This window comes from Sphingomonas lenta (assembly GCF_002288825.1).
GTDB lineage: Bacteria > Pseudomonadota > Alphaproteobacteria > Sphingomonadales > Sphingomonadaceae > Sphingomonas > Sphingomonas lenta.
The window spans coordinates 413873-439868 of the sequence record NZ_NSLI01000001.1 but is presented as its reverse complement, the minus strand read 5'-3'; the positions used below and the strand labels follow the sequence as shown (position 1 = coordinate 439868).

Annotated in this window: 24 protein-coding genes and 1 pseudogene; 13 read left to right on the top strand and 12 right to left on the bottom strand. The window is 69.0% G+C overall.

The genetic code is table 11. The features are described from left to right. Window positions 1-29: 29 nt before the first annotated feature. Entirely contained in the window at window positions 30-3641 is a 3612-nt protein-coding gene (gene dnaE, locus CKY28_RS02070; protein WP_095996662.1) for a DNA polymerase III subunit alpha, read from the bottom strand. Window positions 3642-3912: 271 nt separating this feature from the next. Here dnaE and CKY28_RS02065 point away from each other — a divergent pair, with 271 nt between their 5' ends. Beyond that, window positions 3913-4491 (top strand): HdeD family acid-resistance protein, encoded by a 579-nt coding sequence (locus CKY28_RS02065; RefSeq protein ID WP_095996661.1) that lies wholly within the window; start codon window positions 3913-3915, stop codon window positions 4489-4491. Between the two features lie 23 nt (window positions 4492-4514). On the opposite strand, the gene CKY28_RS02060 is transcribed toward CKY28_RS02065, so the two are convergent. From CKY28_RS02060 to CKY28_RS02050, 3 genes are all read right to left on the bottom strand, one after another. After that, entirely contained in the window at window positions 4515-4994 is a 480-nt protein-coding gene (locus CKY28_RS02060; protein WP_095996660.1) for a glutathione peroxidase, read from the bottom strand. Then, a complete protein-coding gene (locus CKY28_RS02055; protein WP_095996659.1) occupies window positions 4991-5668 on the bottom strand; it encodes an ABC transporter ATP-binding protein in 678 nt (225 codons plus the stop codon). Before CKY28_RS02055 ends, CKY28_RS02060 begins: the two co-directional genes overlap by 4 nt. A 163-nt stretch (window positions 5669-5831) precedes the next feature. Continuing rightward, on the bottom strand, window positions 5832-7076 hold the full coding sequence (locus CKY28_RS02050; RefSeq protein ID WP_095996658.1) for a lipoprotein-releasing ABC transporter permease subunit: 1245 nt from the start codon (window positions 7074-7076) through the stop codon (window positions 5832-5834). Window positions 7077-7727: 651 nt separating this feature from the next. Between CKY28_RS02050 and CKY28_RS02045 the strand changes: the two genes are divergently transcribed. Continuing rightward, entirely contained in the window at window positions 7728-8192 is a 465-nt protein-coding gene (locus CKY28_RS02045; RefSeq protein ID WP_095996657.1) for an Hsp20 family protein, read from the top strand. 82 nt (window positions 8193-8274) lie between these two features. On the opposite strand, the gene CKY28_RS02040 is transcribed toward CKY28_RS02045, so the two are convergent. Next, window positions 8275-9909, bottom strand: a complete 1635-nt coding sequence (locus tag CKY28_RS02040) for a CTP synthase (protein WP_095996656.1) — start codon at window positions 9907-9909, stop codon at window positions 8275-8277. A gap of 92 nt (window positions 9910-10001) precedes the next feature. Then, a complete protein-coding gene (gene secG / locus CKY28_RS02035; RefSeq protein ID WP_095996895.1) occupies window positions 10002-10388 on the bottom strand; it encodes a preprotein translocase subunit SecG in 387 nt (128 codons plus the stop codon). Window positions 10389-10639: 251 nt separating this feature from the next. On the opposite strand from secG, the pseudogene CKY28_RS02030 reads away from it, so the two are divergent. From CKY28_RS02030 to eda, 8 genes and pseudogenes are all read left to right on the top strand, one after another. Then, window positions 10640-10954 (top strand): annotated as a pseudogene (locus CKY28_RS02030) (MarR family transcriptional regulator); the annotation flags it as partial. Window positions 10955-11105: 151 nt separating this feature from the next. Then, a complete protein-coding gene (locus tag CKY28_RS02025) occupies window positions 11106-11330 on the top strand; it encodes an SH3 domain-containing protein (RefSeq protein WP_245841501.1) in 225 nt (74 codons plus the stop codon). 162 nt (window positions 11331-11492) lie between these two features. Beyond that, a complete protein-coding gene (argC, locus tag CKY28_RS02020; RefSeq protein WP_425442477.1) occupies window positions 11493-12413 on the top strand; it encodes an N-acetyl-gamma-glutamyl-phosphate reductase in 921 nt (306 codons plus the stop codon). An 18-nt stretch (window positions 12414-12431) separates the two neighbouring features. After that, the gene (zwf, locus tag CKY28_RS02015; RefSeq protein WP_095996654.1) at window positions 12432-13895 is read left to right on the top strand and encodes a glucose-6-phosphate dehydrogenase; all 1464 of its coding nucleotides are present in this window, start codon (window positions 12432-12434) and stop codon (window positions 13893-13895) included. 173 nt (window positions 13896-14068) lie between these two features. Beyond that, a complete protein-coding gene (gene pgl, locus CKY28_RS02010) occupies window positions 14069-14776 on the top strand; it encodes a 6-phosphogluconolactonase (RefSeq protein ID WP_095996653.1) in 708 nt (235 codons plus the stop codon). A gap of 144 nt (window positions 14777-14920) precedes the next feature. Further along, window positions 14921-16744 (top strand): phosphogluconate dehydratase, encoded by a 1824-nt coding sequence (gene edd, locus CKY28_RS02005; protein ID WP_095996652.1) that lies wholly within the window; start codon window positions 14921-14923, stop codon window positions 16742-16744. Continuing rightward, complete coding sequence (gene glk, locus CKY28_RS02000; protein ID WP_095996651.1) at window positions 16744-17709, top strand: glucokinase; 966 nt, start codon at window positions 16744-16746, stop codon at window positions 17707-17709. The genes edd and glk overlap by 1 nt, the downstream gene beginning before the upstream one ends. Next, window positions 17706-18311: a bifunctional 4-hydroxy-2-oxoglutarate aldolase/2-dehydro-3-deoxy-phosphogluconate aldolase gene (gene eda / locus CKY28_RS01995; protein WP_095996650.1), complete on the top strand. Its 606-nt coding sequence runs from the start codon at window positions 17706-17708 to the stop codon at window positions 18309-18311. Before glk ends, eda begins: the two co-directional genes overlap by 4 nt. Window positions 18312-18454: 143 nt before the next feature. Here eda and mltG read toward each other — a convergent pair whose 3' ends face one another. The 6 genes from mltG to CKY28_RS01965 form a co-directional block, all read right to left on the bottom strand. Continuing rightward, entirely contained in the window at window positions 18455-19423 is a 969-nt protein-coding gene (gene mltG, locus CKY28_RS01990; protein WP_095996649.1) for an endolytic transglycosylase MltG, read from the bottom strand. Window positions 19424-19550: 127 nt separating this feature from the next. After that, entirely contained in the window at window positions 19551-20810 is a 1260-nt protein-coding gene (fabF, locus tag CKY28_RS01985; RefSeq protein ID WP_095996648.1) for a beta-ketoacyl-ACP synthase II, read from the bottom strand. Between the two features lie 84 nt (window positions 20811-20894). Then, the gene (locus CKY28_RS01980) at window positions 20895-21131 is read right to left on the bottom strand and encodes an acyl carrier protein (protein ID WP_095996647.1); all 237 of its coding nucleotides are present in this window, start codon (window positions 21129-21131) and stop codon (window positions 20895-20897) included. A gap of 94 nt (window positions 21132-21225) precedes the next feature. Beyond that, entirely contained in the window at window positions 21226-21966 is a 741-nt protein-coding gene (fabG, locus tag CKY28_RS01975) for a 3-oxoacyl-[acyl-carrier-protein] reductase (RefSeq protein ID WP_095996646.1), read from the bottom strand. Window positions 21967-21991: 25 nt separating this feature from the next. Continuing rightward, window positions 21992-22951 carry an ACP S-malonyltransferase gene (gene fabD, locus CKY28_RS01970; RefSeq protein WP_095996645.1) on the bottom strand — a complete coding sequence of 320 codons (960 nt, stop codon included), beginning with the start codon at window positions 22949-22951 and terminating at the stop codon, window positions 21992-21994. A gap of 29 nt (window positions 22952-22980) precedes the next feature. Continuing rightward, window positions 22981-24300 (bottom strand): metal-dependent hydrolase family protein, encoded by a 1320-nt coding sequence (locus CKY28_RS01965; RefSeq protein ID WP_095996644.1) that lies wholly within the window; start codon window positions 24298-24300, stop codon window positions 22981-22983. A 272-nt stretch (window positions 24301-24572) separates the two neighbouring features. On the opposite strand from CKY28_RS01965, the gene rpsF reads away from it, so the two are divergent. From rpsF to rplI, 3 genes are read left to right on the top strand one after another with little or no spacing between them, the layout of a single operon-like run. Next, on the top strand, window positions 24573-25004 hold the full coding sequence (gene rpsF / locus CKY28_RS01960) for a 30S ribosomal protein S6 (RefSeq protein ID WP_095996643.1): 432 nt from the start codon (window positions 24573-24575) through the stop codon (window positions 25002-25004). Then, window positions 25004-25228 carry a 30S ribosomal protein S18 gene (gene rpsR / locus CKY28_RS01955; protein ID WP_095996642.1) on the top strand — a complete coding sequence of 75 codons (225 nt, stop codon included), beginning with the start codon at window positions 25004-25006 and terminating at the stop codon, window positions 25226-25228. The genes rpsF and rpsR overlap by 1 nt, the downstream gene beginning before the upstream one ends. 12 nt (window positions 25229-25240) lie before the next feature. Beyond that, window positions 25241-25837 (top strand): 50S ribosomal protein L9, encoded by a 597-nt coding sequence (gene rplI / locus CKY28_RS01950; RefSeq protein WP_095996641.1) that lies wholly within the window; start codon window positions 25241-25243, stop codon window positions 25835-25837. Window positions 25838-25996 lie beyond the last annotated feature (159 nt).

The window sequence follows — 25996 nt, the reverse complement described above, 5'->3', positions numbered from 1 at the left end:
CCACCTAGCAGCAACTGGCCTCTCCCGGCTTAGCCGACGAGCGCCAGCCGCGTTTCGCTGTTCCGGAGCTCGACCGAGGCGACACCGTGCAACGTCTCGATGCGGCCCGCAAGCTCCGCGTCGAGCAGGAAGTCGCGGCCGAGCAGCAGCCGCGCCTCCGCACCGTCGGGGTAGCGCACCGTGACGCGCACTTCGCCGCGGGCGTTGCGGTTATGCCGGAGCAGCTCGGCGAGCCCGACGAAGGCGGCGGGATGGGTGACCACCGCCTCCATGCAGAAGCGCGCGGAGGTGGCGAGTGTGTCGAACGGCTGGACGCGCTTCACCGAAACGCGGGGAGACTCCTCGCCGGGGCGGCGGTCGAGCTCGACGGTTAGGAGCGCGCAACCGCCCTCCTTGGCGGCGGCCTCTAGGTCCTTCGAGACCTGCTCGTCGAAGCAGGTAGCCATGAACTGGCCCGTGCTGTCGGAGAGCTGCGCCATAAGGTAGCGCTTGCCGCGGGCGGAGGTGCGGTAGCGCGCCTCCTCGACGAGCACGGCCATGGTCGCCCCGGCGCGAGTGCCGTCGTCGGGAACATGAAGTTCAGATAGGGCGGCGTAGCTGCGCGCGCCGTGCATCTTCGCCAGGTGCGCGTGACGGTCAACGGGGTGGGCGGAGAAGTAGAAGCCGAACGCCTCCTTCTCCTGCTCCATACGCTCTGCAAGCGACCAGCGGGCGTCGGCGGGCAGCCTGATCGCCTCGCTGGCACCGCCGCCGTCGCCGAACAGGCCGCCCTGCCCGCTCGTCTTCGCGTGGTGCGTCGAGGCCGCCACGGCGAGGATCGTGTCGGCACAGGCGTGGACGGCGGCGCGGTTCGGCTCCAGGCCGTCAAAGGCCCCCGCGGCGGCAAGCGTTTCCAGCTGGCGCTTGTTGAGGAGGCGCGGGTCGACGCGGGTGGCTAGGTCGTCGATGTTGGCGAAGGTGCCGCGTAAACTACGCTCCTCGACCAGCTTCTCCATGGCGCCTTCGCCGACGGATTTGAGGGCGGCCAGAGCGTAACGTACTGCGACGCCGTCGTTTTCCGACGTGGGCTGGACGTCGAACTCGGCCCCGGAAAGGTTGATGTCGGGGCCGCAGATAGTGACTCCGAGGCGGCGGGCGTCCTCGACGAAAATACTCAGCTTGTCCGTGAGCGCCATGTCGTAACACATTGACGCGGCGTAGAATTCGTGCGGGTGATGCGCTTTGAGCCACGCAGTCTGGTAGGCGAGCAGCGCGTAGGCGGCGGCGTGACTTTTGTTGAAACCATAGCCCGCGAACTTGTCGATCAAGTCGAACAGCGCGTTCGCCTTGGCGGCGGGGATCTTGTTGGTCTTGGCGCAGCCCTCGACGAAGGTGGCGCGCTGGGCGTCCATCTCCGCCTTGATCTTCTTGCCCATGGCGCGGCGGAGCAGGTCGGCGCCGCCCAGCGAGTAGCCCGCCAGCACCTGCGCGGCCTGCATCACCTGTTCTTGGTAGACGAAGATGCCGTAGGTTTCGGCCAGGATCGGTTCGAGCAGCGGATGCGGGTACTCGATCGGCTCCGTGCCCAGCTTACGGCGGCCGAAGCTCGGGATGTTGTCCATCGGACCCGGACGGTAGAGCGAGACGAGCGCGATGATGTCGCCGAAGTTGGTCGGGCGGACGGCGGAGAGCGTGCGGCGCATCCCTTCCGATTCAAGCTGGAATACGCCCACTGTCTCGCCGCGCTGGAGGAGTTTATAGACCTCTGGATCGTCCCAGGTCAGCGCTTCGAGATCGACGCTGATCCCTCGCTTCTCAAGCAGTTGCAGCGCTTTCTTGAGGACCGACAGCGTCTTCAGGCCGAGGAAGTCGAACTTCACCAGACCCGCGCCCTCGACATACTTCATGTCGAACTGCGTCACGGGCATGTCGGAGCGCGGGTCGCGGTAGAGCGGGACGAGCTGGTTCAGCGGGCGGTCGCCGATCACCACGCCGGCGGCGTGCGTCGAGCTGTGGCGCGGCAGGCCTTCCAGCTTGCGCGCGAGGTCGAGCAGGTGGCGGACCTGATTGTCGTTGGCGTACTCGCGCGCGAGCTCGGGCACGCCGTTCAGCGCGCGGTCGAGCGTCCAAGGGTCGGTCGGGTGGTTGGGGACGAGCTTCGCGAGCCGGTCGACCTGGCCGTAGCTCATCTGGAGCACGCGGCCAGTATCCTTGAGCACGGCGCGCGCCTTGAGCTTACCGAAGGTGATGATCTGCGCGACCTGCTCGCGGCCGTACTTCTCCTGGACGTAGCGGATCACCTCGCCGCGCCGCGTTTCGCAGAAATCGATGTCGAAATCGGGCATCGATACGCGCTCGGGGTTGAGGAAGCGCTCGAAGAGCAGGCCGAGCGCGAGCGGGTCGAGGTCGGTGATGGTGAGCGCCCAGGCGACGACCGAGCCCGCGCCCGAGCCGCGGCCGGGGCCGACGGGAATATCGTGGTCCTTGGCCCATTTGATGAAGTCGGCGACGATCAGGAAATAGCCGGGGAAGCCCATCTGGATGATGACGTCGAGTTCGAACTCGAGCCGGGCTCGGTAGGGGGTGCGCCAGCCATCTCCCTCTCCCCTCCGGGGAGAGAGTGGCCGAGCCGAAGGCGAGGTTGGGAGAGGGGAAGTATCGGAGTCCGAAGCGCCTGAACTGCCCCTCTCCCCGACCCTCTCCCCGGAGGGGAGAGGGAGTTTGCCGAGTTGTTCGATCCGGTCGAGCCGCGCTTCCAGCCCTGCCCGCGCGTCGCGGCGGAGCATTTCGGACTCGCCGTCGCGGTCGCCCGCCAGGCTCGGCAGGATCGGCTTGCGGCTGGGTGCCATCACCGCGCAGCGCTGGGCGACGACGAGCGTGTTGGCGATCGCTTCGGGCAAATCGGCGAACAGCTCGGCCATCTCGGCCGCGGGCTTCATCCAGGCGTGGCGGCAGGTGCGGCGGCGGTCGTCGGCCTCGACATAGCTCGACTGCGCGATGCAGAGCATGGCGTCGTGCGCGTCGCTGAAGTCGCTGGTGGCGAAGCAGCTGGGGTTGGTGGCGACGAGCGGCAGGTTCCGCTCATAGGCGAGCGCGATCAACGCCTCCTCCGCCGCCAGCTCGACGGGATCGTCGCGGCGGGAAAGCTCGATGTAGAGCCGGTCGGGGAACAGCGCCTCCAGCCGGTCGCAGTAGAGGCGCGCGCGGTCGGGCTGCCCTTCGGCGAACAGCCGCGCGAGGCCGCCCTCCCCGTCGGCAGTCAGCGCGATCAGGCCGTCGGTGCGGCCCTCCAGCGCGTCGACCTCGACATGCGCCTCCCGCTCGATCGGGCGGTCGAGGTGCGCCATCGACACGAGCGCGCAGAGGTTGTCGTAGCCCTGCGCATCCTGCGCGTAGAGCGCGAGCCAGTCGAGCGGGCGCTCGACACCGTCGGGCATGTCGGGGCGGCATACGCCCAGCATCGCGCCGACGATCGGCTGCACCCCGCCCTTCTTCGCGGCCTCCGAGAAGGCCATGGCGGCGTAAAGGCCGTTCCGGTCGGTGAGCGCGACCGCGGGGAATTTCAGCTCGCGCGCGCGGGTGACGATCGCCTTCGGATCGATCGCGCCGTCCAGCATCGTGTAGGACGAGAAGATGCGGAGCGGCACGAATCCGGAATGCATGGAGGGATCATGCCCGGCGGCGTCCGATTCTGGCAATCGTGGGGCTGTGGATAAGTGTAGGCTATTCGGATGTGATCCTTATTCCTCCCCCGCCCACGGCGGGGGAGGGGGACCGCGCCCGTAAGGCGTGGTGGTGGGGGTACATCACGATGCCGCATCCCGTAGCTCCCCCTCCACCAGCTTCGCTGGTCCCCCTCCCCCGCTGTGAGCGGGGGAGGAACTAGGGGCGGATCGCTCCGTTGCCGTCGTATGTAAATGGGAGTGTCGTGCGATGACGGATGTGCGCAGCGAGGACGTGACCGCGGGCGGGACGCCCAGGGCGGGCGCGGGTTGGGCGTGGATCCTGGCCTATGGCGTGATCTCGACGGTGCTGGGGCTTTTCGCCTTCTTCACGCCCTTCTCGGCGACGTTCGCGGCGGTGCTGACGGTGGGCGTGATGCTGGTGGTGACGGGCGTGTTCTCGCTGGTCGCGGGCGTTTTCACCAAGGGGCACCATCACCGGCTCTACTCGATCGTGCTCGGCGTGCTGTCGATCGTCGCGGGGCTGCTGACGATCTTCCGGCCCGTATCGGGCGCGGTCTCGCTGACGCTGCTGATCGCAGCGTGGCTGGTCGTGCGCGGCGTGATGGAGATCGTCTGGGGGGTGCGCCACCGACACCACCGCGCGGCGATGATCCTGCTGGGCGTGCTCAACATCATCATCGCCGTGTTTATCCTGGCGACGTTCCCGCTCTCGGCGGCGACGTTGCCGGGCTATGTGCTGGGGCTGACGCTGCTGTTCGGGGGCGTGACGGCTATCGCGTCGGCGCTGGCGCACAAGAAGGGCGCGCCGGCGTTTTCACTTTCCTGATCCTCCCCGCTTCGTAGGGAGGATCAGAGGAGCGCTTCTATATTCTTGCGGATGTCGTCGGGCCGGGTCTGCGGCGCGTAGCGCTTCACCGCCCTGCCCTCGCGGTCGACGAGGAACTTGGTGAAGTTCCACTTGATCGCTTTGCTGCCGAGCAGGCCGGGCGCCTCGGCCTTCAGGCGTTCGAACAGCGGGTCGGCCTTGGGGCCGTTGACGTCGACCTTGGCGAAGACGGGGAAGGTCACGTCGTACACCATCGCGCAGAAGTTGGCGATCTCGGCGGCGTCGCCCGGTTCCTGCCCGCCGAACTGGTTGCAAGGGAAGGCCAGCACCTCGAAGCCGCGCGGGCCGTAGTCGCGGTGAAGCTGCTCGAGCCCGTCATATTGCGGCGTGAAGCCGCATTTCGACGCGGTGTTGACGATCAGCAGCACCTTGCCGCGCCAGGTGTCGAGCGTCGCCATGCCGCCGTCCGCGGCCTTGACGTCCAGGTCGGTGATGCGGGTCATAGCTGCTCCAGCCTCCCCTCGTGCAAGCGGACGACGCGGTCCATGCGGGCCGCCAGCCGCTCATTGTGCGTGGCGACGAGCGCGGCCGAGCCCTCTTCACGCACGAGGCGGAGGAACTCGGCGAGCACCACGTCGGCGGTGTGCTCGTCCAGGTTGCCGGTCGGCTCGTCGGCGAGCACCAGCGTCGGCCGGTTGGCGAGCGCGCGGGCGACGGCGACGCGCTGCTGCTCACCGCCCGACAGCTGGCTTGGCCGATGCGTGAGGCGGTGTCCGAGACCGAGCGCGGTGAGCAAGGACGCGGCGCGCGCCTCCGCGTCCGCGCGCGACGTGCCGTGGACGAGCTGAGGCAGCACGACGTTCTCCGTCGCGTTGAAGTCGGGGAGCAGGTGGTGGAACTGGTAAACGAAGCCGAGCCGGTCGCGGCGCACCACCGTGCGCTGGGCGGCGTCGAGCTTCGCGACCTCATCGCCGGCGATGCGGATGGAGCCCTGGAAGCCGCCCTCGAGCAGGCCGACGGCCTGGAGGAGCGTCGACTTGCCGGAGCCGGACGGACCGAGAAGGGCGACGATCTCGCCGGGCGCGACGGCCAGGTCGACGCCGCGCAAGACCTCGATCGTGGTGTCGCCCTGGGTGAAGCTGCGGGCGAGCGCGGTGGTTTGGAGGACAGGCGTCATTTCTACATCTCCTCCCCCGCTCACAGCGGGGGAGAGGGACCGCCGGCCCTCTTGGGCCGGTGGTGGTGGGGGTACATCGCGATGCCGCATCCCGTTGTTCCCCCTCCACCAGCTGCGCTGGTCCCCCTCCCCCGCCGTGGGCGGGGGAGGAGATTGGATCTCGTCACTCATACCGCAGCACCTGCACCGGATCCGTGCTCGCCGCCTTGTAGGCCGGATAAAGCGTCGCGAGGAAGCTGAACACCAGCGCCATCAGCACGATCGCCGCAACCTCGACGGGGTCGGTCTTGGACGGCAGCTCGGTCAGATAGCGGATCGACGGGTCCCACAGGTTCTGGCCCGTCACGAGCTGGACGAAGTTCACCACCGCCTGGCGGTAGAAAAGAAAGATGAACCCGAGCACGAGTCCCGCGACGATGCCGAGCGCGCCGATGGTGGTGCCCACGGTCACGAAGATGCGCACCAGGCCCGAGCGCGTCGCGCCCATGGTGCGCAGGATGGCGATGTCGCGCGTCTTGGCGCGCACCAGCATGATGAGCGACGAGAGAATGTTGAACACCGCGACGAGGATGATGATCGACAGCACCACGAACATCGCCACGCGCTCGACCGCCAGCGCCTCGAACAGCTGCGCGTTCAACGTGCGCCAGTCGGCCACCACGGCGCGGCCGCTCACCGCACGGGCGAGCGGGGCGAGGATCTCGCCCACGCGGTCGGCGTCGACCGTCTGCACTTCGATCATGCCGACCGAGTCGCCCGTCAGCAGGAGCGTCTGCGCGTCCTCCATGGGCATGACGACGTACGCCTTGTCGAAGTCGTAGACGCCGATCTCGAAGATCGCGCCCACCGGGTAGCTGACGATGCGGGGCACGGTGCCGAACGGCGTGCTTTGCCCCTGCGGGTTGAACAGCGAGATCTCGGAGCCGACCTGCGCGCCGAGCGACTCGGCGAGGCGCGAGCCGATGGCGACGCGGCCGCCGCCCGGCGTGACGCCCGCGAGCGTGCCGGACACGATGCTGTTCCCGACCGTGCGGCGGATGTCCTCGACGCGCTGTCCGCGGACCAGCACGGCCGCGGCGCGGCCGTTATACGTCGCGGCGAGCGGCTGCTCGATCAGCGGCACGGCGCTGGTGACGCCGGGCGTGGCGCGCGCCTGGGCGACGACGTCGCGCCAGTCGGGCAACTGACCGCTGTAGCTCTGGATGATCGCATGGCCGTTCAGCCCGGTGATCTTGTCGAACAGCTCCTGCCGGAAGCCGTTCATCACGCTCATGACGATCACCAGCGCGGCAACGCCGAGCATGACGGCGACGAGGCTGATGGAGGCGACGAGGAAGATGAACCCCTCCCCCTTGCCCGGCAGCAGGTAGCGCCGGGCGATCATGCGTTCATAGGGCGCGAGGATCATGTCGCGCCCTCAACTAGTGGCCGCGCGCCGGACTGGCAACGCCGCGCGGGCCGCCACATGGGTTGTTGCGGGAAAAGCACAGAGCCGGGGCAATCGTCCCGCGGAGCCGAGGTCGCGAGTGACAAGAGGGCGGGTTTGGGCATAGGCATGGCCTCACTGAAACAGGCCATGGCCGTGGTTCGGGGAAAAGCCCTGCCGCAGCGTCCGCGTAAAAGGATGCGTGGCGAGGGCATCGGGGGCTGACGAGCGATCGTCACGCAGGCGCCCGGGCCGGAGACGGCCCGGGCGTTTGCTTTTGGAGCGCCGGGCGCCCCAAAAGCAAACGCCCGGCCGGCGGGTCGGCGGAGCGCCGAACCCGGCCGACGGCTTCGCCGGTGGCGTGCATTCTCCTTCTCCCGTCATGCCGGACTTGATCCGGCATCCATGTGCGTCCGTTTGTTCGAAAGCGCGCTCGTAAACAGGGCGGACGCGCATGGATCCCGGCTCAAGGCCAGGGCGACAGTTGGACGAAAGAGGCCGATCCGGCCCCTTGAACCTCGGCGCGGCGTCACCACATAGATCACACGTGACGCCTCTGGAGGGTCGCGTACGGCGGGGCCGCGGGTGCGGGCCGCCGAAACATCGTCAACTCGCTTCTTTGGAGGTTTTGAGATGCGTCTTGATCTGACCCCGTATCGCCGTTCGACCATCGGGTTCGACCGGCTGTTCGACCTGCTCGAGACGAGCGCGCGCAACGCTCAGTCCGACAACTACCCGCCTTTCAACCTGGAGCGCGTCGCCGACGACCGTTACCGGATCACCCTCGCGGTCGCGGGCTTCACGCGCGACGAGATCGAGATCACCGCGCAGCAGAACCTGCTGCTGGTGACCGGCCGCAAGGATGACAAGGCGAACGCCAACTTCCTTCATGTCGGGATTGCCAACCGCAGCTTCGAGCGCCGCTTCGAGCTCGCCGACTTCGTCGTCGTCGAGGACGCGCGGCTGCAGGACGGCCTGCTCGTGATCGAGCTGGTCCGGCAGGTGCCCGAGGCGATGAAGCCGAAGACGATCGCGATCAAGACGGGCGCGCCGCTCGCCGCGGTCGAGAACCAGACCGACGAGGCGAAGGCCGCCTAACCGGCTCGGCGCTCCTTCCGACTCCCTGGGAGCGCCGCGAGGGCGTCCGGGCCTGTTCGAGGCCCGGGCGCTTTTCTTTTGATCAGACCAGCCGGCTCTGCCGCAGCGCGGCTTCGATGAAGCTCTTGAACAGCGGGTGGGGGTCGAAGGGTTTGCTCTTCAGCTCCGGGTGGAACTGGACGCCGACGAACCAGGGGTGGTCGGGGCGCTCGACGATCTCAGGGAGCGTGCCGTCGGGCGACATGCCGCTGAAAACGAGGCCGCCATTCTCCAGCGCGTCGCGGTAGTGGGTGTTGACCTCGTAGCGGTGGCGGTGGCGCTCGCTGATCGCGGTCGCGCCGTAGATGGAGGCGACGACGCTGTTGCCGGCGAGCTTCGCCTCGTATGCGCCGAGCCGCATCGTGCCGCCCAGATCGCCCTGCTCCTCGCGCTTCTCCAGGCCGTCGCGGCCCATCCACTCGGTGATGAGGCCCACGACCGGCTCGGGCGTCGGGCCGAACTCGGTGGAGCTGGCTTCCGCGATGCCGGCCAAGTCGCGCGCGCCCTCGATGCAGGCCATCTGCATGCCGAAGCAGATTCCGAAATAGGGCACGCCCCGTTCACGGGCGAAGCGGACGGAGGCGATCTTGCCCTCCGCGCCGCGCTCGCCGAACGCGCCGGGGACGAGGATGGCGTGGCAGGGCTCGAGGTGCGGCGCGATCTCCGCGTGGTCGCGCTCGAACAACTCGGCGTCGATCCAGCGTATGTTGACCTTGACGCGGTTGGCGATGCCGCCGTGGACGAGCGCCTCGTTCAGCGACTTGTACGCGTCCTGCAGGCCAACATATTTGCCGACCACGCCGATCGTCACCTCACCCTCCGGATTGGTGAGCCGGTCGACGATGTCGGTCCAGCGGCTGAGGTCGGGCGACCCTTCCGGCTCGACGCCGAAAGCGCGCAGCACCTCGGCGTCCAGCCCTTCGGCGTGGTATTGGAGCGGGACCGCGTAGATGCTCTTGGCGTCGAGCGCGGGGATGACGGCGCTGTCGGGCACGTTGCAGAACAGCGCGATCTTGGCGCGTTCCGACGGCGGCAGCGGCTGCTCGCAGCGGCACACCAGCACGTCCGGCTGAACGCCCAGCGCGGCGAGCTCGCGGACGGAGTGCTGCGTCGGCTTGGTCTTGAGCTCGCCGGCGGCCGAGATGAAGGGGACCAGCGTCACGTGCACGCTGATCGACTGGCCGCGGCCGAGTTCGTTCCGGAGCTGGCGGATCGCTTCGATGAAGGGCAGCGACTCGATATCGCCCACCGTGCCGCCGATCTCGCAGAGCACGAAGTCGAGATCGTCAGTGTCGGCGCGCGCGAACGCCTTGATGGCGTCGGTGACGTGCGGGATCACCTGCACCGTCGCGCCCAGATAGTCGCCGCGCCGCTCGCGCTGGATAATCTGCTGGTAGATGCGGCCCGAGGTCACGTTGTCCGACTGGCGCGCGGAGACGCCGGTGAAGCGCTCGTAATGACCGAGGTCGAGATCGGTCTCCGCGCCGTCGTCGGTGACGTAGACCTCGCCGTGTTGGTACGGGCTCATCGTGCCCGGGTCGACGTTGAGATAGGGGTCGAACTTGCGGATGCGCACGCGGTAGCCGCGCGCCTGCAGGAGAGCCGCCAGGGAAGCCGCCATAAGGCCCTTGCCCAGCGACGAGACCACGCCGCCGGTGATGAAGATATACCGCGCCATGGGAAGAACCGCCTAGCGTTGGATGTGCATTAAGGACAAGCGCCCGCGGCTCGCGCGGCGGACGCTTGCGACGAACGGAAGGGAGCCGCCGCTTAGGGCAGTTGCGTCTGGCTGTTGTCCGCCGGGAGCGCCGCGGCGTTGCCCGCCGCCGTCGCGAAGGGGGCGTCGTCGGCCTGGATCGGCTCCGTCGGGCGGATCGGCGCGGCGGCCGGCGTACCGGGCCGGCGGGCCAGCGAGGTGTCGACCGTTTCGGTCTGACGAGTCGCGGCGAGCACCGCCAGCACGATCGACATGGTGACGAACACGGTCGCGAGCACCGCCGTCGCGCGCGTTAGAAAGTCCGCCGCGCCCCGCGCCGACATCAGCCCCGAGGGCGATCCGCCCATGCCGAGCCCGCCGCCCTCCGACCGCTGCATGAGGATCACGGTCACGAGCGCGGCCGCGATGATGGCGTGGACGACGAGCAGAAAGGCGAACATGGGCGCGAAAACGATCCGATCGGAGAAGATGCGGGGCACATAGGCGAGCCCGTCCGAGCGATCAACCGGCGCGCCCAACCGCGGAAAACCGTTAACGAATGGGGAAACCCGTGGCGACTCACAGCGTTATGGACGCGTAAGGATCTCCGGGGCAAAGCTCTGGTTCAGCAAGTGGAACCCAGCCTGTGGCCACAGCCGCTCACCCCACGTCTTCGTCTTCGACCACCACGCCCTCGGCGCTGTCCACCTGGATGTCGACGCTGGTCGACTATGTACGCTCGGGCGAGCCGGACCTGACCAACCGGCAGATGGCGCTGCTGTTGCTCGTCTACCTCAATCCGGGGCCGCATACCGTGCGCGGATTGGCGCGGGCGTTGAACGTGTCTAAGCCGGTCGTGACGCGCGCCTTGAACAGATTGGGCGCGCTCGGCTATCTCCGCCGCCAACGCGACGACAGCGACAAGCGCAACATCTTCGTCGCGCGCACTTCGGAAGGGGCGGAGTTTCTTGAAGAGTTCGGGCAGTTCATCGGCGACGGAGACGGCGCCAGCGCCCACCGGCCCGCGATCGGCGGCCAAGCCGCACGAGACGACCACGCCACCGACGCGCATATCGAACGGCGCCGCGAGCGGGCCGACGCGTAAGCGCTTCGCGCTGACCGGGCGGTCGGTCAAGCTCCACCCGCGCACGCATGCGGTCCGCAGCGATCTGGCGGACGTGCGCCTGGCCGACCAAGTCTTCGCACCGCACTACGCCGCCCCCCTGCCCCGCCGCGTCTCCCGGCCCGTGCCGCTGCTGGCCGGCCGCGACGGCGAGCCGGTCGCGGAGCTCGCGCCGGGCGAGCTGTTCGAGGTGCTGGAGATCGCGGGCGACAGGGCCTGGGGCGTCGCTGCGGATCGCGGGCTGGTGGGCTACGTGGACGCAGGCGCGTTGACGGCGTGATTTGCCCGCCCTTTACTCTCCTCTACCGTCATGCCGGACTTGATCCGGCATCCACGCGCGTCCGCTTGGTCAGGAACGCCTTCAAGAGTCGAGGTGCCGCGCATGGACCCCGGCTCAAGGCCGGGGTGACGGAGAAAAAGTCGAACGGTCAGCTCGATGCTCATGCCTAGCATTTTCATCGACGGCGCGGCCGGCACCACCGGCCTGGAGATCCGCGACCGTTTGGCCGGCCGCACGGATCTGACGGTCGTCACCCTGCCCGAGGACCGCCGCAAGGACCCGGCCGCGCGCGCGGAGGCGCTGAACGACGCAGACCTCGTCATTCTCTGCCTGCCCGACGAGGCGGCGCGCGAGTCGCTGGACTTGATCCGCAACGAGCGCACCCGCGTCGTCGACGCGTCGAGCGCGCACCGCGTCGCGGAGGGCTGGACCTACGGCTTTCCCGAGCTGGAGCCGGACGGCGCCGAGCGGATCGCGGCGGCGAGCCGGGTGAGCAATCCCGGCTGCTACCCGACCGGCTTCCTCGCGCTCGTCCGTCCGCTGGTGCGCGCCGGGCTGATCCCGGCCGACCACCCGCTCACCGTCAACGCCGTTTCCGGCTATTCCGGCGGCGGCAAGTCGATGATCGCCGAGTTCGAGGGGGCGGACGCGCCCGCCTGGCGCGGCTACGCCTATTCGCTCGCGCACAAGCATGTGCCGGAGATGACGGTGCACGCCGGGCTGAGCACCCCGCCGCTCTTCGCGCCCTCGGTCGCGAACACCTATCGCGGCATGGTGGTCGAGGTTCCGCTCGCCCTCCACGCGCTGCCGCTCCGGCCGAGCCTGAACGCGGTGCGATCGGTGCTGGCCGAAGCCTATGACGGCTGCCCGCTCGTCGCCGTCGCGCCCGCCGCCGACCTGATCGCGATCGAGGCGGACGCCGGCACCGACCGCCTGACCTTGCGCGTTTGCGGAAACGACGGCACGGGGCAGGCGCGGCTGGTCGCGACCCTGGACAATCTCGGCAAGGGCGCGGGCGGCGCGGCGGTGCAGAACCTGAACATCATGGCGGGGCTCGACCCGCTGGCGGGTCTGATCGTCTGACCTACAGGGAGCGACCGCATGCAGCGTAACCCCGTCGGCAAGTTGCTCTTGTTCGGCGCCACCGGCGACCTCGCCCGGCGCATGCTGCTGCCGTCGCTCTACGGTCTCCACGCGGACGGGCTGCTGCCGGACGGGCTGACGATCACCGCCACTGCCCGGTCCGAGCTGGACGACGCTGGCTATCGCGAGATGGCGCAGGCCGCATTGGGCGAGTTCCTGCCGGACGACCGCAAGGATGACGCGCAGATCGCGTCCTTCCTCGACCGCTTCGGCTATCAGTCGCTGGACGCCAGCCGGATCGACGGCTACCGCGCGCTCGCCGACAAGGTGGGCGACGTGTCGGGCGGGCTCGCCATTTACCTCTCCACCGCGCCCAGCCTGTTCGAGCCGACGATCGAGGGGCTGACCTCGGTCGGGCTGGCCGGCGAGACGGTGCGGATCGGGCTTGAGAAGCCGCTGGGCTATGACTTGGCGTCGAGCCGCGAGATCAACGACGCTGTCGCCAAGGGCTTTCCCGAGGAGCGCACGTTCCGCATCGACCATTATCTCGGCAAGGAGACGGTGCAGAACATCCTGGCGCTGCGCTTCGGCAACAGCTTCTTCGAGCCGGTCTGGAACGCGCGGGGCATCGACAACGTCCAGATCACGATCGCCGAAGCGGTCGGGCTGGAGGACCGCGCCAGCTATTACGAGGGCGCGGGCGCGCTCAGGGACATGGTGCAGAACCATATCCTGCAGCTGCTGGCCCTGATCGCGATGGAGCCGCCCGCGCGCTTCGACAAGGACGCGGTGCGCGACGAGAAGGCCAAGGTCTTCCGCTCGCTCCGGCCGGTCACGCCCGAGGAGGCGCCGCACGTCACCGTCACCGGCCAGTACGGACCGGGCGCCACCAACGGCAAGATCGTAAAGGGCTATGTCGAGGAGCTGGGCCAGCAGTCCGCGACCGAGACGTTCGTCGCCATCAAGGCGCATGTCGACAATTGGCGCTGGGAGGGCGTGCCCTTCTACCTCCGCACCGGCAAGCGCATGGCGACCCGCCGGTCGGAGATCGCGATCCAGTTCAAGCCGGTGCCGCACTCGATGTTTTCGGGCCGCGGCGGCATGCTTCAGCCCAACACGCTGGTGATCCGGTTACAGCCCGAGGAGTATATCCAGCTCCAGGTGATGGCGAAGGAACCGGGTCTCGACCGCGAGGGCATCCGGCTGCGCGAGGTGCCGCTCAACCTGTCGCTCGACGCGGAGTTCGCGGGGACGCGGCGGCGGATCGCGTATGAGCGGCTGCTGCTCGACCTGATCGAGGGTGACCAGACCTTGTTCGTGCGCCGCGACGAGGTGGAGGCGCAGTGGAGCTGGATCGACTCGATCCGCGCCGGCTGGGCGGCGAACGGGACCAAGCCGAAGAGCTATGCGGCGGGCACTTGGGGACCGTCGGGCGCGATCGCGCTGACGGAGCGCGACGGGGTCACCTGGCAGGACGATTGAATACGTAAGCGGGGTTGATCGTTAGGACAGCCCGCGATCAGAATATTCCGTCACCCCGGCCTTGAGCCGGGGTCCATGCGCGTACGGTGGACCCGGTTCCGCCTTCGCGCCCAGGACGAGACGGACGCGCATGGATGCCGGATCAAGTCCGGCATGACGAAAGAGAGTAGCAGATGAGCGACGAAATCGAGTGGTGGGATTATGACGACGCCAAGGAGATGGCCGAGGCCGTCGCCGGCGACGTGCAGTTCATCATCGAGAGCGCGATCGACGCGCGCGGCGCGGCGGTGGTCGCGCTGTCGGGCGGCAAGACGCCGATCCCGATCTACGACAAGCTGGCTCGCGCCAAACTCGACTGGAAGCGCGTGACGATCGTGCCCGTCGACGAGCGGATCGTGCCGCTCGGCGACCCGCTGTCCAACGTGACGATGATCGGCAAGGCGTTCATCCCCAAGGGCGCGCGCGTCATCCCGATCGTCAGCCAGAGCACTGCGGACCACAAGGCCGCCGGCCGCGCGGCGGACGCGATTATGCAGGACCTGCACTGGCCGCTCGACCTCTGCCTGCTCGGCGTCGGCGCGGACGGGCACACGGCGTCGATTTTCCCCGGCCCCGACTACGACGAGGCGCTGAACGGCCCGCGCGAGCGCCGCGCGCTCGGCGTCATGCCCGACCCGCTCCCGGTCGAAGCGCCGGTGCCGCGCGTGACGCTCAGCCGCCAAGGCATCGTCACCGCCCGCGCGCTGATGATCGCGGTGACCGGGGCCGAGAAGCGCAGGGTGATCGAACAGGCGATCGCGCAGGGTCCGTCCAGCCCCTACCCGATTGGCCGGGTCCTTGCGGATGCCGAGCTGCCGGTCGACATACATTGGGCGCCGTGATCCTGGATCCGTCCCTTCCCTCTCCCGTCACCCCGGGCTTGACCCGGGGTCCACGCGCGGCACTTTCATCCGCAAAGGCGTTCTCGAACGAACGGACGCGCATAGATGCCGGATCAAGTCCGGCATGACGGTTAGGTTCTAGTTATGACCCAGCTCCACCCCACCCTCTCCGCCGTCACCGACCGCGTCATCGAGCGGTCCCGCCCGACGCGCCGCCGCTACCTCGACCTGATCGACCGCGAGCGCGAGCGCGGCCTGCGCCGGCCGCAGCTCGGCTGCGCCAACCTCGCGCACGCCTATGCCGGGACCGACGAAGACCGCGACGTGATGCGTCGCGGCGACGCGGTGAACATCGGCATCGTCACTGCCTACAACGACATGCTCTCCGCGCACGCGACCTACTACCGCTACCCGGAGCAGATGAAGGTCTGGGCGCGCGAGGTCGGCTCGACGGCGCAGGTCGCGGGTGGCGTGCCCGCCATGTGCGACGGCGTGACGCAGGGCTATCCCGGCATGGAGCTGTCGCTATTCAGCCGCGATACGATCGCGCTGTCGACCGCGGTGGCGCTGTCCCACGGGACATTCGAGGCGGCGGCGCTTCTCGGCATCTGCGACAAGATCGTGCCCGGCCTGCTGATGGGCGCGCTCCGCTTCGGGCATCTGCCGACCATACTGATCCCCGGCGGGCCGATGGCGTCGGGGCTCGCCAACAAGGACAAGGCCGCCGTCCGCGAGCGCTACGCCGAGGGCAAGGCGACGCGCGAGGAGCTGCTCGACGCGGAGATCGCCGCCTATCACGGCAAGGGTACCTGCACCTTCTACGGCACCGCCAACACCAACCAGATGATGATGGAGGTGATGGGCCTTCACATGCCGGGCGCGGCGTTCGTCAATCCGGGCACCAAGCTCCGCCAGGAGCTGACGCGCGCCGCCGTGCACCGGCTGGCGCAGATCGGCGCGCGCGGCAACGACTATCGCCCGCTCGGCTGGTGCGTCGACGAGCGCTCGATCGTCAACGCGGCCGTCGGCCTGCTCGCGACGGGCGGCTCGACCAACCACCTGCTGCACCTGCCCGCCATCGCCCGCGCGGCGGGCGTGGTGATCGACTGGGAGGACATGGACCGGCTGTCGGCCGCGGTGCCGCTGCTCGCGCGCGTCTACCCGAACGGCTCTGCGGACGTGAACGCGTTCGAGGCGGCGGGCGGCGTGATGTTCGTCACGCGCGAGCTCTTGAAGGCGGGCCTGCTCCACCGCGACATCATGACGGTGATGGGCGACGGCCTGGAGGCTTACACCGAGCGCCCGACGCTCGACGAGGCGGGCGCGCTGACCTGGGCGCCGGTCGGCGACAGCAAGGACGAGACGATCCTGCGTCCGATCGACCGCCCCTTCTCGCCCGACGGCGGCATGCGCATCCTCCAGGGCAATCTCGGCCGCGCCTGCATCAAGGTCTCCGCCGTCGAGCGCGAGCGCTGGGTCGTCGAGGCGCCGTGCCGCGTCTTTCACGACCAGTCGGACGTACTCGACGCGTTCAAGGCGGGGGAACTGGAGCGCGACGTCGTCGTCGTGGTCCGCTTCCAGGGTCCGCGCGCGAACGGGATGCCGGAGCTGCACAAGCTGACGCCGCCCTTGGGCGTGCTCCAGAATCGCGGGTACAAGGTGGCGCTCGTCACCGACGGGCGCATGTCGGGCGCGTCGGGTAAGGTGCCCTGCGCGATTCACGCCTCGCCGGAAGCGTTGGGCGGCGGCCCGCTCGCGTTCGTGCGCGACGGCGATGTGGTGCGGGTAGACGCGGTGAACGGCACGCTCGACGCGCTGGTGCCTTCCGACGAGTGGTCGAAGCGCTTGGCCGCGGTCGCGCCCGATCCGGCGGATGGCATGGGCCGCGAGCTGTTCGGCCTGTTCCGCGCGCACTCGGACGAGGCGGAGCGCGGCGCGTCGGCGGTGCTGGCCGGGGCGGAGCTCTGATGGAGATCGTCGCGGTCGATCTAGGGGGCACTAACGCCCGCTTCGCCATCGCCGAGGTGGACGGCGGGCGCGTCGTCCGCCTCGACGAGCCGGTCAAGCTCGCCACCGCCGAATACGCCAGCCTGCAGACGGCGTGGCAGGCATTCGGCGAGCGGATCGGGCGTCCCTTGCCCCCCGCCGCCGGCATCGCGGTCGCCTCGCCCATCACCGGCGACGTGATCCGCATGACGAACAGCCCCTGGATCATCCGCCCTTCGCTCATCCCCGAACGGCTGGGCGCCGAGCAATGGGTGCTGATCAACGACTTCGGCGCGGTCGGCCACGCCGTCGCGCAGCTACCGCAGGACCAGTTCGTCCACCTCTGCGGCCCCGAGATCGAGCTGCCGACTGAGGGCATCACCACCATCTGCGGCCCCGGCACCGGCCTCGGCGTCGCGTCGGTGTTCAAGAAGGACGGCCGCTACGACGTGATCGAGACCGAAGGCGGACACATCGATTACGCCCCCCTCGACGCGATCGAAGACGCCTTCGTCCGCCGCCTCCGGTCGCAGCACACGCGCGTGTCGACCGAGCGCATCTGCGCGGGGCCGGGCATCGTCGCGATCTACGAGACGTTGGCCGAGCTTGAGGGCCGCTCGATCCCGCACAAGGACGACCGAACCATCTGGGCGGAGGCGCTGGACGGTACGGACGCGCTCGCGCTCGCGGCGCTCGACCGCTTCTGCCTAGCGCTGGGCGCGGTCGCGGGCGACCTGGCGCTGGCGCAGGGCGCGAAGGGGGTCGTCATCGCCGGGGGCCTGGGACTCCGGCTCAAGGATAAGCTGCTCCGCTCCGGCTTCGACCAGCGCTTCGTCGCCAAAGGACGGTTCCAGGGGCTCATGGCGACGATCCCCGTGAAGCTGATCACCCATCCCCAACCGGGCCTGTTCGGCGCCGCCGCGGCCTTCGCGCAGAGGTACTCATGAGCGACATCGGCGAGATTATGCGCACTAGCCCGGTCATCCCGGTGCTCGTGGTGCATGATGCGGGGCAAGCGCGTCCGCTCGCCGAGGCGCTGGTGGCCGGCGGCTTGCGCGTGCTGGAGGTGACGATGCGCACCCCCGCCGCGCTCGACGCCATCCGCGAGATGAAGCGGGTGCCCGGCGCGATCGTCGGGGCAGGCACGGTCATCAACGCCGATCAGTTCGGCCAGGTAATGGACGCCGGCGCAGAGTTCATCGTCTCGCCCGGCCTCACCGAGCGCCTCGCCGAGCCGATCATCGCGAGCGGCGTGCCCTACCTGCCCGGCATCGCGAACGCGGGCGACATCATGCGCGGGCTCGAGTTGGGGCTGACGCACTTCAAGTTCTTCCCCGCGGAGACGAGCGGCGGCCTTAAGGCGCTGAAGGCGCTGGCGGGGCCGTTCGGGCAATGCCGGTTCTGCCCGACCGGCGGGATCACCGAGGCGAGCGCGCCGGAATGGCTGGCGTTCGAGCCGGTGCTGTGCGTGGGTGGGAGCTGGGTGGCCGAAGGGTCGTCGGCCGAGGTGGAGGCGAAAGCGCGGGCGGCGAGCGGATTGGCGCGCTAAGCCCCTCCCCTTTCAGGGGAGGGGTCCGAGCCCGCAGGGCGAAGGAGGGTGGGGCAGGTCAGGGCGGCACGGCCGAGAACGGCCCCACCCCGCTCGGCGCTGGCGCCTCGCACCCCTCCCCTGAAGGGGAGGGGCTAGGAAACTCACATCTCCCCCCGCGCGCGTCGGATCGCATACCACTTGCGCACGTTCGCGTTGTGCTCCGCCAGCGTGTTCGCGAAGACGTGCCCGCCCGTGCCGTCCGCGACGAAGTAGAGCGCCTTCGACTCGGCCGGGTTCAGCACCGCGTCGATCGACTCGCGGCCGGGATTGGCGATCGGCCCGACCGGCAGGCCGGGGCTGGCGTAGGTATTGTAGCCGTTCTTCGCGTTCAGCTCGGAACGCAGGATGCGGCGGCCGAGCGGGCGGCCCCTCGTGATCGGGTAAATTACCGTCGGGTCTGCGTCGAGCTTCATGCCGATACGCAGGCGGTTCGAGTAGACGGCGGCGACCATGCGGCGCTCGGACGGCTTGCCCGTCTCCTTCTCGACGATGGAGGCGAGCGTCACCAGCTCCTGCGGCGTCTTCACGACGCTGTTCGGCTGACGCTTGGGCCAGGCCTGGGCGAGGTAGTCGCGCATCGCCTTTTGCATGCGTGCGACCACTTCGCTGCGCTGATCGCCGCGTTCGAAGCTGTAGCTGTCGGGCAGAACCGAACCCTCGGCGGGCACGGGCGCCTGCCCCTCCAGCCCGTCCGCGCGCATCAGCGCGTCGTGGACGAGGACCGACGGATAACCCTCCGGCACGACCACCATGCGCTGGAGCACCTTGCCGCCCTGGAGCAGGCCGAGCAGGTCGGACTGGCTGATCCGGGCCGGGATCTGGAACTCGCCCGCCTTGATCGGCTCGCCGGACCCGAACAGCCGCGCGCGCAGGCGGAAGCGCGACGCGGAGCCGATCACGCCCGCCTCCTCCAGCCGGTCCGCGGCCGACGCGAGGCTCGCGCCTTGCGGGATCTGGACGGTGATGTCGCGCTCGAGCGGGCCTTCGGCGCTCCAGCCGCGGAGGGTGGAGAAGAGGGCGATCAGGAGGAGGACGGCTCCGACGATCGCGACGAGGCGAAAACGCTTCATCTCACCTCAACCCGTCATGCCGGACTTGTTCCGGCATCCATCGTCGTGCGTACGATCCGCTCGGTATGTGCGGACCACGATGAACCCCGGAACAAGTCCGGGGTGACGAAGTGGAGAACGCACCGGGTCAAACCGCCTTCATCACCAGCGACGCGTTCGTGCCCCCGAAGCCGAAGCTGTTGTTCAGCACCGCCTTCACCTTCCGCTCCTTGGCGACGTGCGGGACGAGGTCCACGCCCGCGCAATTCTCGCTCGGGTTGTCGAGGTTGAGCGTCGGCGGCACGATGCCGTCGCGCATCGCCAGGATGCAGAAGATCGATTCCACCGCGCCCGCGCCGCCCAAGAGGTGGCCGATCGCCGACTTGGTCGAGCTCATCGAGAGCGTGCCGACCGCGTTGCCGAACAGCTTGCGCACCGCGCCCAGCTCCAGCTCGTCGCCCAGCGGCGTCGAGGTGCCGTGCGCGTTGATGTAGTCGATGTCGGTCAGGTCGAGGCCCGACTTGCGCATCGCCATCTCCATCGAGCGGAACGCGCCCGCGCCCTCCGGATGCGGCGCGGTTACGTGGTAGGCGTCGCCCGACAGGCCGTAGCCGACCACCTCGGCGTAGATCTTCGCGCCGCGGGCCTTGGCGTGCTCATACTCCTCCAACACGACGACGCCCGCACCCTCGCCCATGACGAAGCCGTCGCGGTCCCGGTCGTAGGGCCGCGACGCCTTTTCGGGCTGGTCGTTGAAGTTGGTCGACAGCGCGCGCGCCTGCGCGAAGCCGGCGATGCCGAGCGGGCAGATCGCGCTCTCCGCGCCGCCGGCCAGCATCACGTCCGCGTCGTCGAGCGCGATCATGCGCGCCGCGTCGCCGATCGCGTGCGCGCCCGTCGAGCAGGCGGTCACCACCGCGTGGTTAGGCCCCATCAACCCGTATTTGATCGACACTTGGCCGGAGACGAGGTTGATCAGCCGTCCATGGACGAAGTGCGGGCTGACGCGGCCCGGCCCCTTCTCGTGCCGCACGATCGACTCCGACTCGATGCCCGGCAGCCCGCCGATGCCCGACCCGATCGAGCAGCCCGCGCGGATGCGCTCGGACTCGGGCATGTCGGTCAGCCCCGCATCCTCCAGCGCCTGGCCGGCGGCGTCGATGCCGTAGACGATGAACGGGTCGACCTGGCGCTGGACCTTGTGGTCGACGCGCTTGCCCGGATCGAAGCCGTATTCATGGTCCTTCCCCTTCACCTCGCAGGCGATGCGGCATTTCTGGTCGGACGGGTCGAAATGCGTAATCGGCCCCGCACCCGACTTGGAGCCGATGATGTTGCGCCACGCCGTCTCGACGTCCGCGCCTAACGGGGTGACGAGGCCCAATCCGGTGACGACGACGCGGCGCATGTTCTTCTTCCTCGCTGTTCAAACGAAAACGGCTCCCGGCCGGTGATCCGGGCGGGAGCCGCGTAACGGCCTTTGAGCGGAGGCTCAGCCCTGATGCTCGTCGATATAGTTGATCGCGTCCTTGACGGTCGTGATCTTCTCCGCCGCATCGTCGGGGATCTCGACGCCGAACTCCTCCTCGAACGCCATGACCAGCTCGACGATGTCGAGGCTGTCCGCGCCCAGATCGTCGATGAAGCTCGCGTCCTCGGTGACCTTGTCGGCCTCGACGCCGAGGTGCTCGACGACGATCTTCTTCACGCGGTCGGCGGTCTCGCTCATAATCTTCCCTTTTGAACCTGTGGGGTGGTGTTTCCTGAACGCACGTAGAACGGGGTAGGCCCCCGCGCAAGCGGGAGTGTACTAGATCATCGCCCTAGAGCATCGCCATGCCGCCGTTCACGTGCAACGTCTGACCGGTGACGTACCCCGCTTCGCGGCTGGCGAGATAAACGACGGCGGCGGCGACGTCGCTCCCTTCGCCCAGCGTGCCCGCCGGGATGCGCGTGGAGAGCGCCTGCTTCTGCGCGTCGGGCAGCGCGTCGGTCATGGCCGAACGGATGAAGCCGGGTGCGACGCAGTTGACGGTCACGCCGCGGCTGGCCAGCTCCTGCGCTACCGCCTTGGACATGCCGACCAGCCCCGCCTTGGACGCGGCGTAATTGGCCTGGCCAGGATTACCCGTCGCGCCCACGACGGAGGTGACGGAGACGATCCGGCCGAAACGCTGCTTCATCATCGGCTTGGCCGCCGCGCGGATCAGCCGGAACGCGGCCTCCAGGTTGACGCGGATCACCTGGTCCCACTCCTCGTCCTTCATCCGCATCGTCAGGTTGTCGCGCGTGACGCCGGCGTTGTTGACGAGGATGTCGAGCCTCCCTCCCAGCGCTTCGACCGCCTGCGGCACGAGCCCATCCACCGCGGCCGCGTCCGACAGGTCGCACCGCAGCGCGACATGCTCACCGCCGAGCCCCGCGCGGAAGCCCTCCAGCTTGTCGGCGTTCGACCCCGACACCGCCAACCGCGCGCCCTGCGCCGCCAGCGCCTGCGCGATCGCGGACCCGATCCCGCCGGACGCGCCGGTAACGAGCGCGGTCATGCCTGTAAGATCGAACATTCTCTTCTCCTGGAAAAGCCGGCGCTCAGAGCGTCTTCGCCAGCGCCTCGACGTCATCCATGCCCACCACCGATACGGCGTTCGCATCCGGGGCGATGCGCTTGACCATGGGGCTGAGCACCTTGCCGCCGAACTCGACGAACTCGGTCACGCCCTCCCCCACCATGCGCAGCACCGACTCGCGCCAGCGGACCCGGCCGGTGACTTGCTGCACGAGCAGGTGGCGGATCGCGCCCGGGTCGGAGACCGCGACCGCGTCGACGTTCACGTACACGGGAACGAGCGGCGCGCGCATGTCGCTGTCGCAGAGCGCCCCGTGCATCTCGTCGGCCGCGGGCTGCATGAGGCGGCAGTGGAACGGCGCGGAGACGGGGAGCAGCACCGCGCGTTTCGCGCCGAGGTCTTTGGCGAGCGACACCGCGCGCTCGACCGCCTGGCGGTGGCCGGAGATGACGACCTGCGTCGGGTCGTTGTCGTTGGCGACGGTGCAGACAAGCTCCGGCCCGCCCTCCGCCAGGATCGAGTCGACCGCGGCGCCCGCGATCACGTCCGCCTTCTCGACGTCCGCCCCGAGCAGCGCCGCCATCGCGCCCTCGCCCACGCCGACCGCGCGCTGCATCGCCTGGCCACGGATCTTGAGGAGCTTGGCGGTGGTGTCGAGGTCGAACGTGCCCGCGGCGCAGAGCGCAGAATATTCACCGAGCGAGTGGCCGGCGACGTACTCCGCCTTGTCCACCAGCCGCACGCCGCCCTCGCGTTCCAGCACCCGCAGCGTCGCGACCGCGTTCGCCATGATGGCCGGCTGCGCGTTCTCCGTCAGCGTGAGCTCATCCGCCGGCCCCTCCGTCATGAGGCGGAACAGGTTCTGCCCGAGCGCGTCGTCGACCTCCTGGAAGACCTCGCGCGCGTGCGGGCTCGCCGCGGCCAGGGCCTGCCCCATGCCGACCGCCTGGCTGCCCTGGCCCGGGAAGATGAAAGCGCGCATCGGTCCTCTCCTGTTCGAAGCGGGGCCGGTTAGGGCCGCGCGGCCGATCCGTCCACCCCGCCGGCATGCTTGGCCACGTCGCCGTTCTGCATCACGAAGGCGACGCGCTTGAGCACCGTCACGTCGCTCAGCGGGTCGCCCGCCACCGCGATCACGTCCGCCGCCTTGCCGGGCTCGATCGCGCCGATCTGGTCGGCGAGGCCGAGCAGGTCGGCCGCGCCCGTCGTGGCGGCGGCGAGCGCGGTGCGCGGCGTCATGCCGTGGCTCACCATCAGCTCGAACTCGTCGGCGTTGCGGCCGTGCTTGGAGACGCCCGCGTCGGTGCCGAACGCGATCTTCACGCCGCCCTTGACCGCGCGCTCCAGCGCCTTGCCGGTGATGCCGATGCGCCACTTGATCTTTTCGAGCACGGCGGGCGAGTAGGCGTTCGGGTCGCGGGCGAGCCGCTCCTTGTAGCCGTTCACCGTCGACAGCGTCGGCACGTAGTACGCGCCCGTCTTGCGGAACAGCGCCACCTCCTCGTCGCCGAGCAGCGTCCCGTGCTCGATCGAGTCCGCGCCCGCCCGGAGCGCCAGCGCGATGCCGCTCGCGCCGTGCGCGTGGACGGCGACCTTCTTGCCGTAGAGCTTGGCGGTGTCGACGATCGCCCGGGCCTCGTCGTCGAACATCTGCTGGCCCAGCCCGGCGGCGATGACGCTGTTGACGCCGGCGGTGGTGGCGATCTTGATCACGTCCGCGCCACGACCGACTTGGCGGCGCACCGCGGTCCGGCACGCCTCTACGCCGTCGCAGAGATTGTCGGTGTGCACCATCGCCTCCGCCACGTCGTCGTTCAGCCCGAGGCGTCCGTCCATATGGCCCGAGGTGGTGGAGATGGACGTGCCCGCGTCGACGATCCGCGGCCCCATGACCCAGCCGCGCGCGATCGCGTCGCGCAGCGCCAGCGTCACGCCGTCGCGGTCGCCCAGGTTGCGCACCGTCGTGAAGCCCGCGTCCAGCGTCTTCTTCGCGTTCATCTGCGCCTCGTAGGCGCGCAGCGGCGTGGACTCGGTGAAGCCTGCGAGCAGGCCCTCGTTGCCGGCGCGGTCGCTGTCGAGGTGGACATGGCTGTCGATGAGGCCGGGCAGCACCGTCATGCCAGACAGGTCGATCAGCCGGGCGCCGGCGGGCGGCGGCTGGATCCCGCGCTCGACGCGCTCGATGCGGCCGTTACGGACGGTGATCGTCGCCGGCCCCTCCGCACCGCGGTCGGCTCGGGCGATCAGGCGGCCGGCGTGGATCACGGTGACATGCTCCTGAGCGGCGACAGGCGCGGCCAGCAACGTGGCGGCAAGCAGGAAACTACGCATCGACTCTCCCAATCGTCACCCCGGACTTGTTCCGGGGTCCATCGTCGTCCGCGCTCTCCAGCCGGATCGTCCGCACGACGATGGATGCCGGAACAAGTCCGGCATGACGAGGGGGTAATGACGGGAGGGGATTGCTTTCCCGCGCTCTTTTCACCATAGGCCCCGCACCGGGCGGAAGGCGCGTGCCTCCCGCCCGTTTACTGTTGGACGACAGCCGGAGGGGCGTCGCGCATGGGGCGCACGTCAGCGATCGGCCAAATAGAGGAAAGCACATGGCTCTTTACGAGCACGTGTTCCTTGCGCGCCAGGATCTGGCGCAGGCGCAAGTGGACGCGTTGGCGGAAGCCGCCACCCAGATCGTCACCGCGCGCGAAGGCCGCGTGGTGAAGACGGAGACCTGGGGTCTCCGCAGCTTGGCGTACCGCATCGCCAAGAACCGCAAGGCGCACTACGTCATGCTCGAGATCGACGCGCCCGGTGATGTCGTGGCCGAGCTGGAGCGCCAGGCCCAGATCAACGAGGACATCATCCGCTACATGACCGTCAAGGTCGACGAGCTCGAGCAGGGCCCGACCGTGATGATGCGCAAGCAGGACCGCGACCGCGAGCGCCGCGGTGACCGCGAGGGCGGCCGTCCCGATCGTGACGGCGCCCGGTCCGGCGGCGACCGCCCCCGTCGCGACGCAGTTGAGGAGATCGCGTAATGGCCCGTCCGTTCTTCCGCCGCCGCAAGAGCTGCCCCTTCTCCGCGAAGGACGCGCCGCGGATCGACTACAAGGACGTCCGCCTGCTCCAGGGCTTCGTGTCCGAACGCGGCAAGATCGTGCCCTCCCGCATCACCAGCGTGTCGGCCAAGAAACAGCGCGAGCTCGCCGTCGCGATCAAGCGCGCGCGTCACCTGGGCCTCCTGCCCTACGTCGTTAAGTAAGGAGTCCGACACATGGACGTTATTCTGCTCGAGCGCGTCGAGAAGCTTGGCGGCATCGGCGACGTGGTCAAGGTCAAGGACGGCTTCGCCCGCAACTATCTCTTGCCGCGCAAGAAGGCGCTGCGCGCCAACGAGGCGAACCGTAAGGTCTTCGAGGCCAACCGCGCGCGCATCGAGGCCGAGAACGCGAACCGTCGTTCGGACGCCGAGAAGGAGGCCACCACCTTCAAGGACGCGCAGGTCACGCTGATCCGGCAGGCGTCGAACACCGGCCAGCTCTACGGCTCGGTCGCGGTGCGTGACCTGGTCGACGCGCTGGTCGCCGACGGCCACAAGGTGTCGAAGTCGGCGATCGTGCTCGACCGCCCAATCAAGGCGATCGGCGTGTACGACGTGCGCGTCGCGCTGCACCCGGAGGTGTCGGTGACCGTCAAGGTCAACGTCGCCCGCTCGCCCGAAGAGGCCGAGATGCAGCGCCAGGGCGTCGACGTCATGGTGCAGATGTTCGAGCGCGACGAGACCGGCTTCACCGAGGATTACGATCCCAACGCCGAGCCGGGCGCGACCGCCGAGGCGCAGCCGACGCAGGACGAGCAGCAGCAGGCCTGAGCGCCTCGCCGCCTGAAATGAGAAGGGCCGCCCGGAGCTGATCCGGGCGGCCCTTTTTGTTTGTCTTGTTGCGACCCTCGGGAATGCTCAGGGAACGAGGAGGACTGCGCCCAGCATCGCGGAGAAGGGGACCAGGGCGAAGACGATGGGCATGATCTG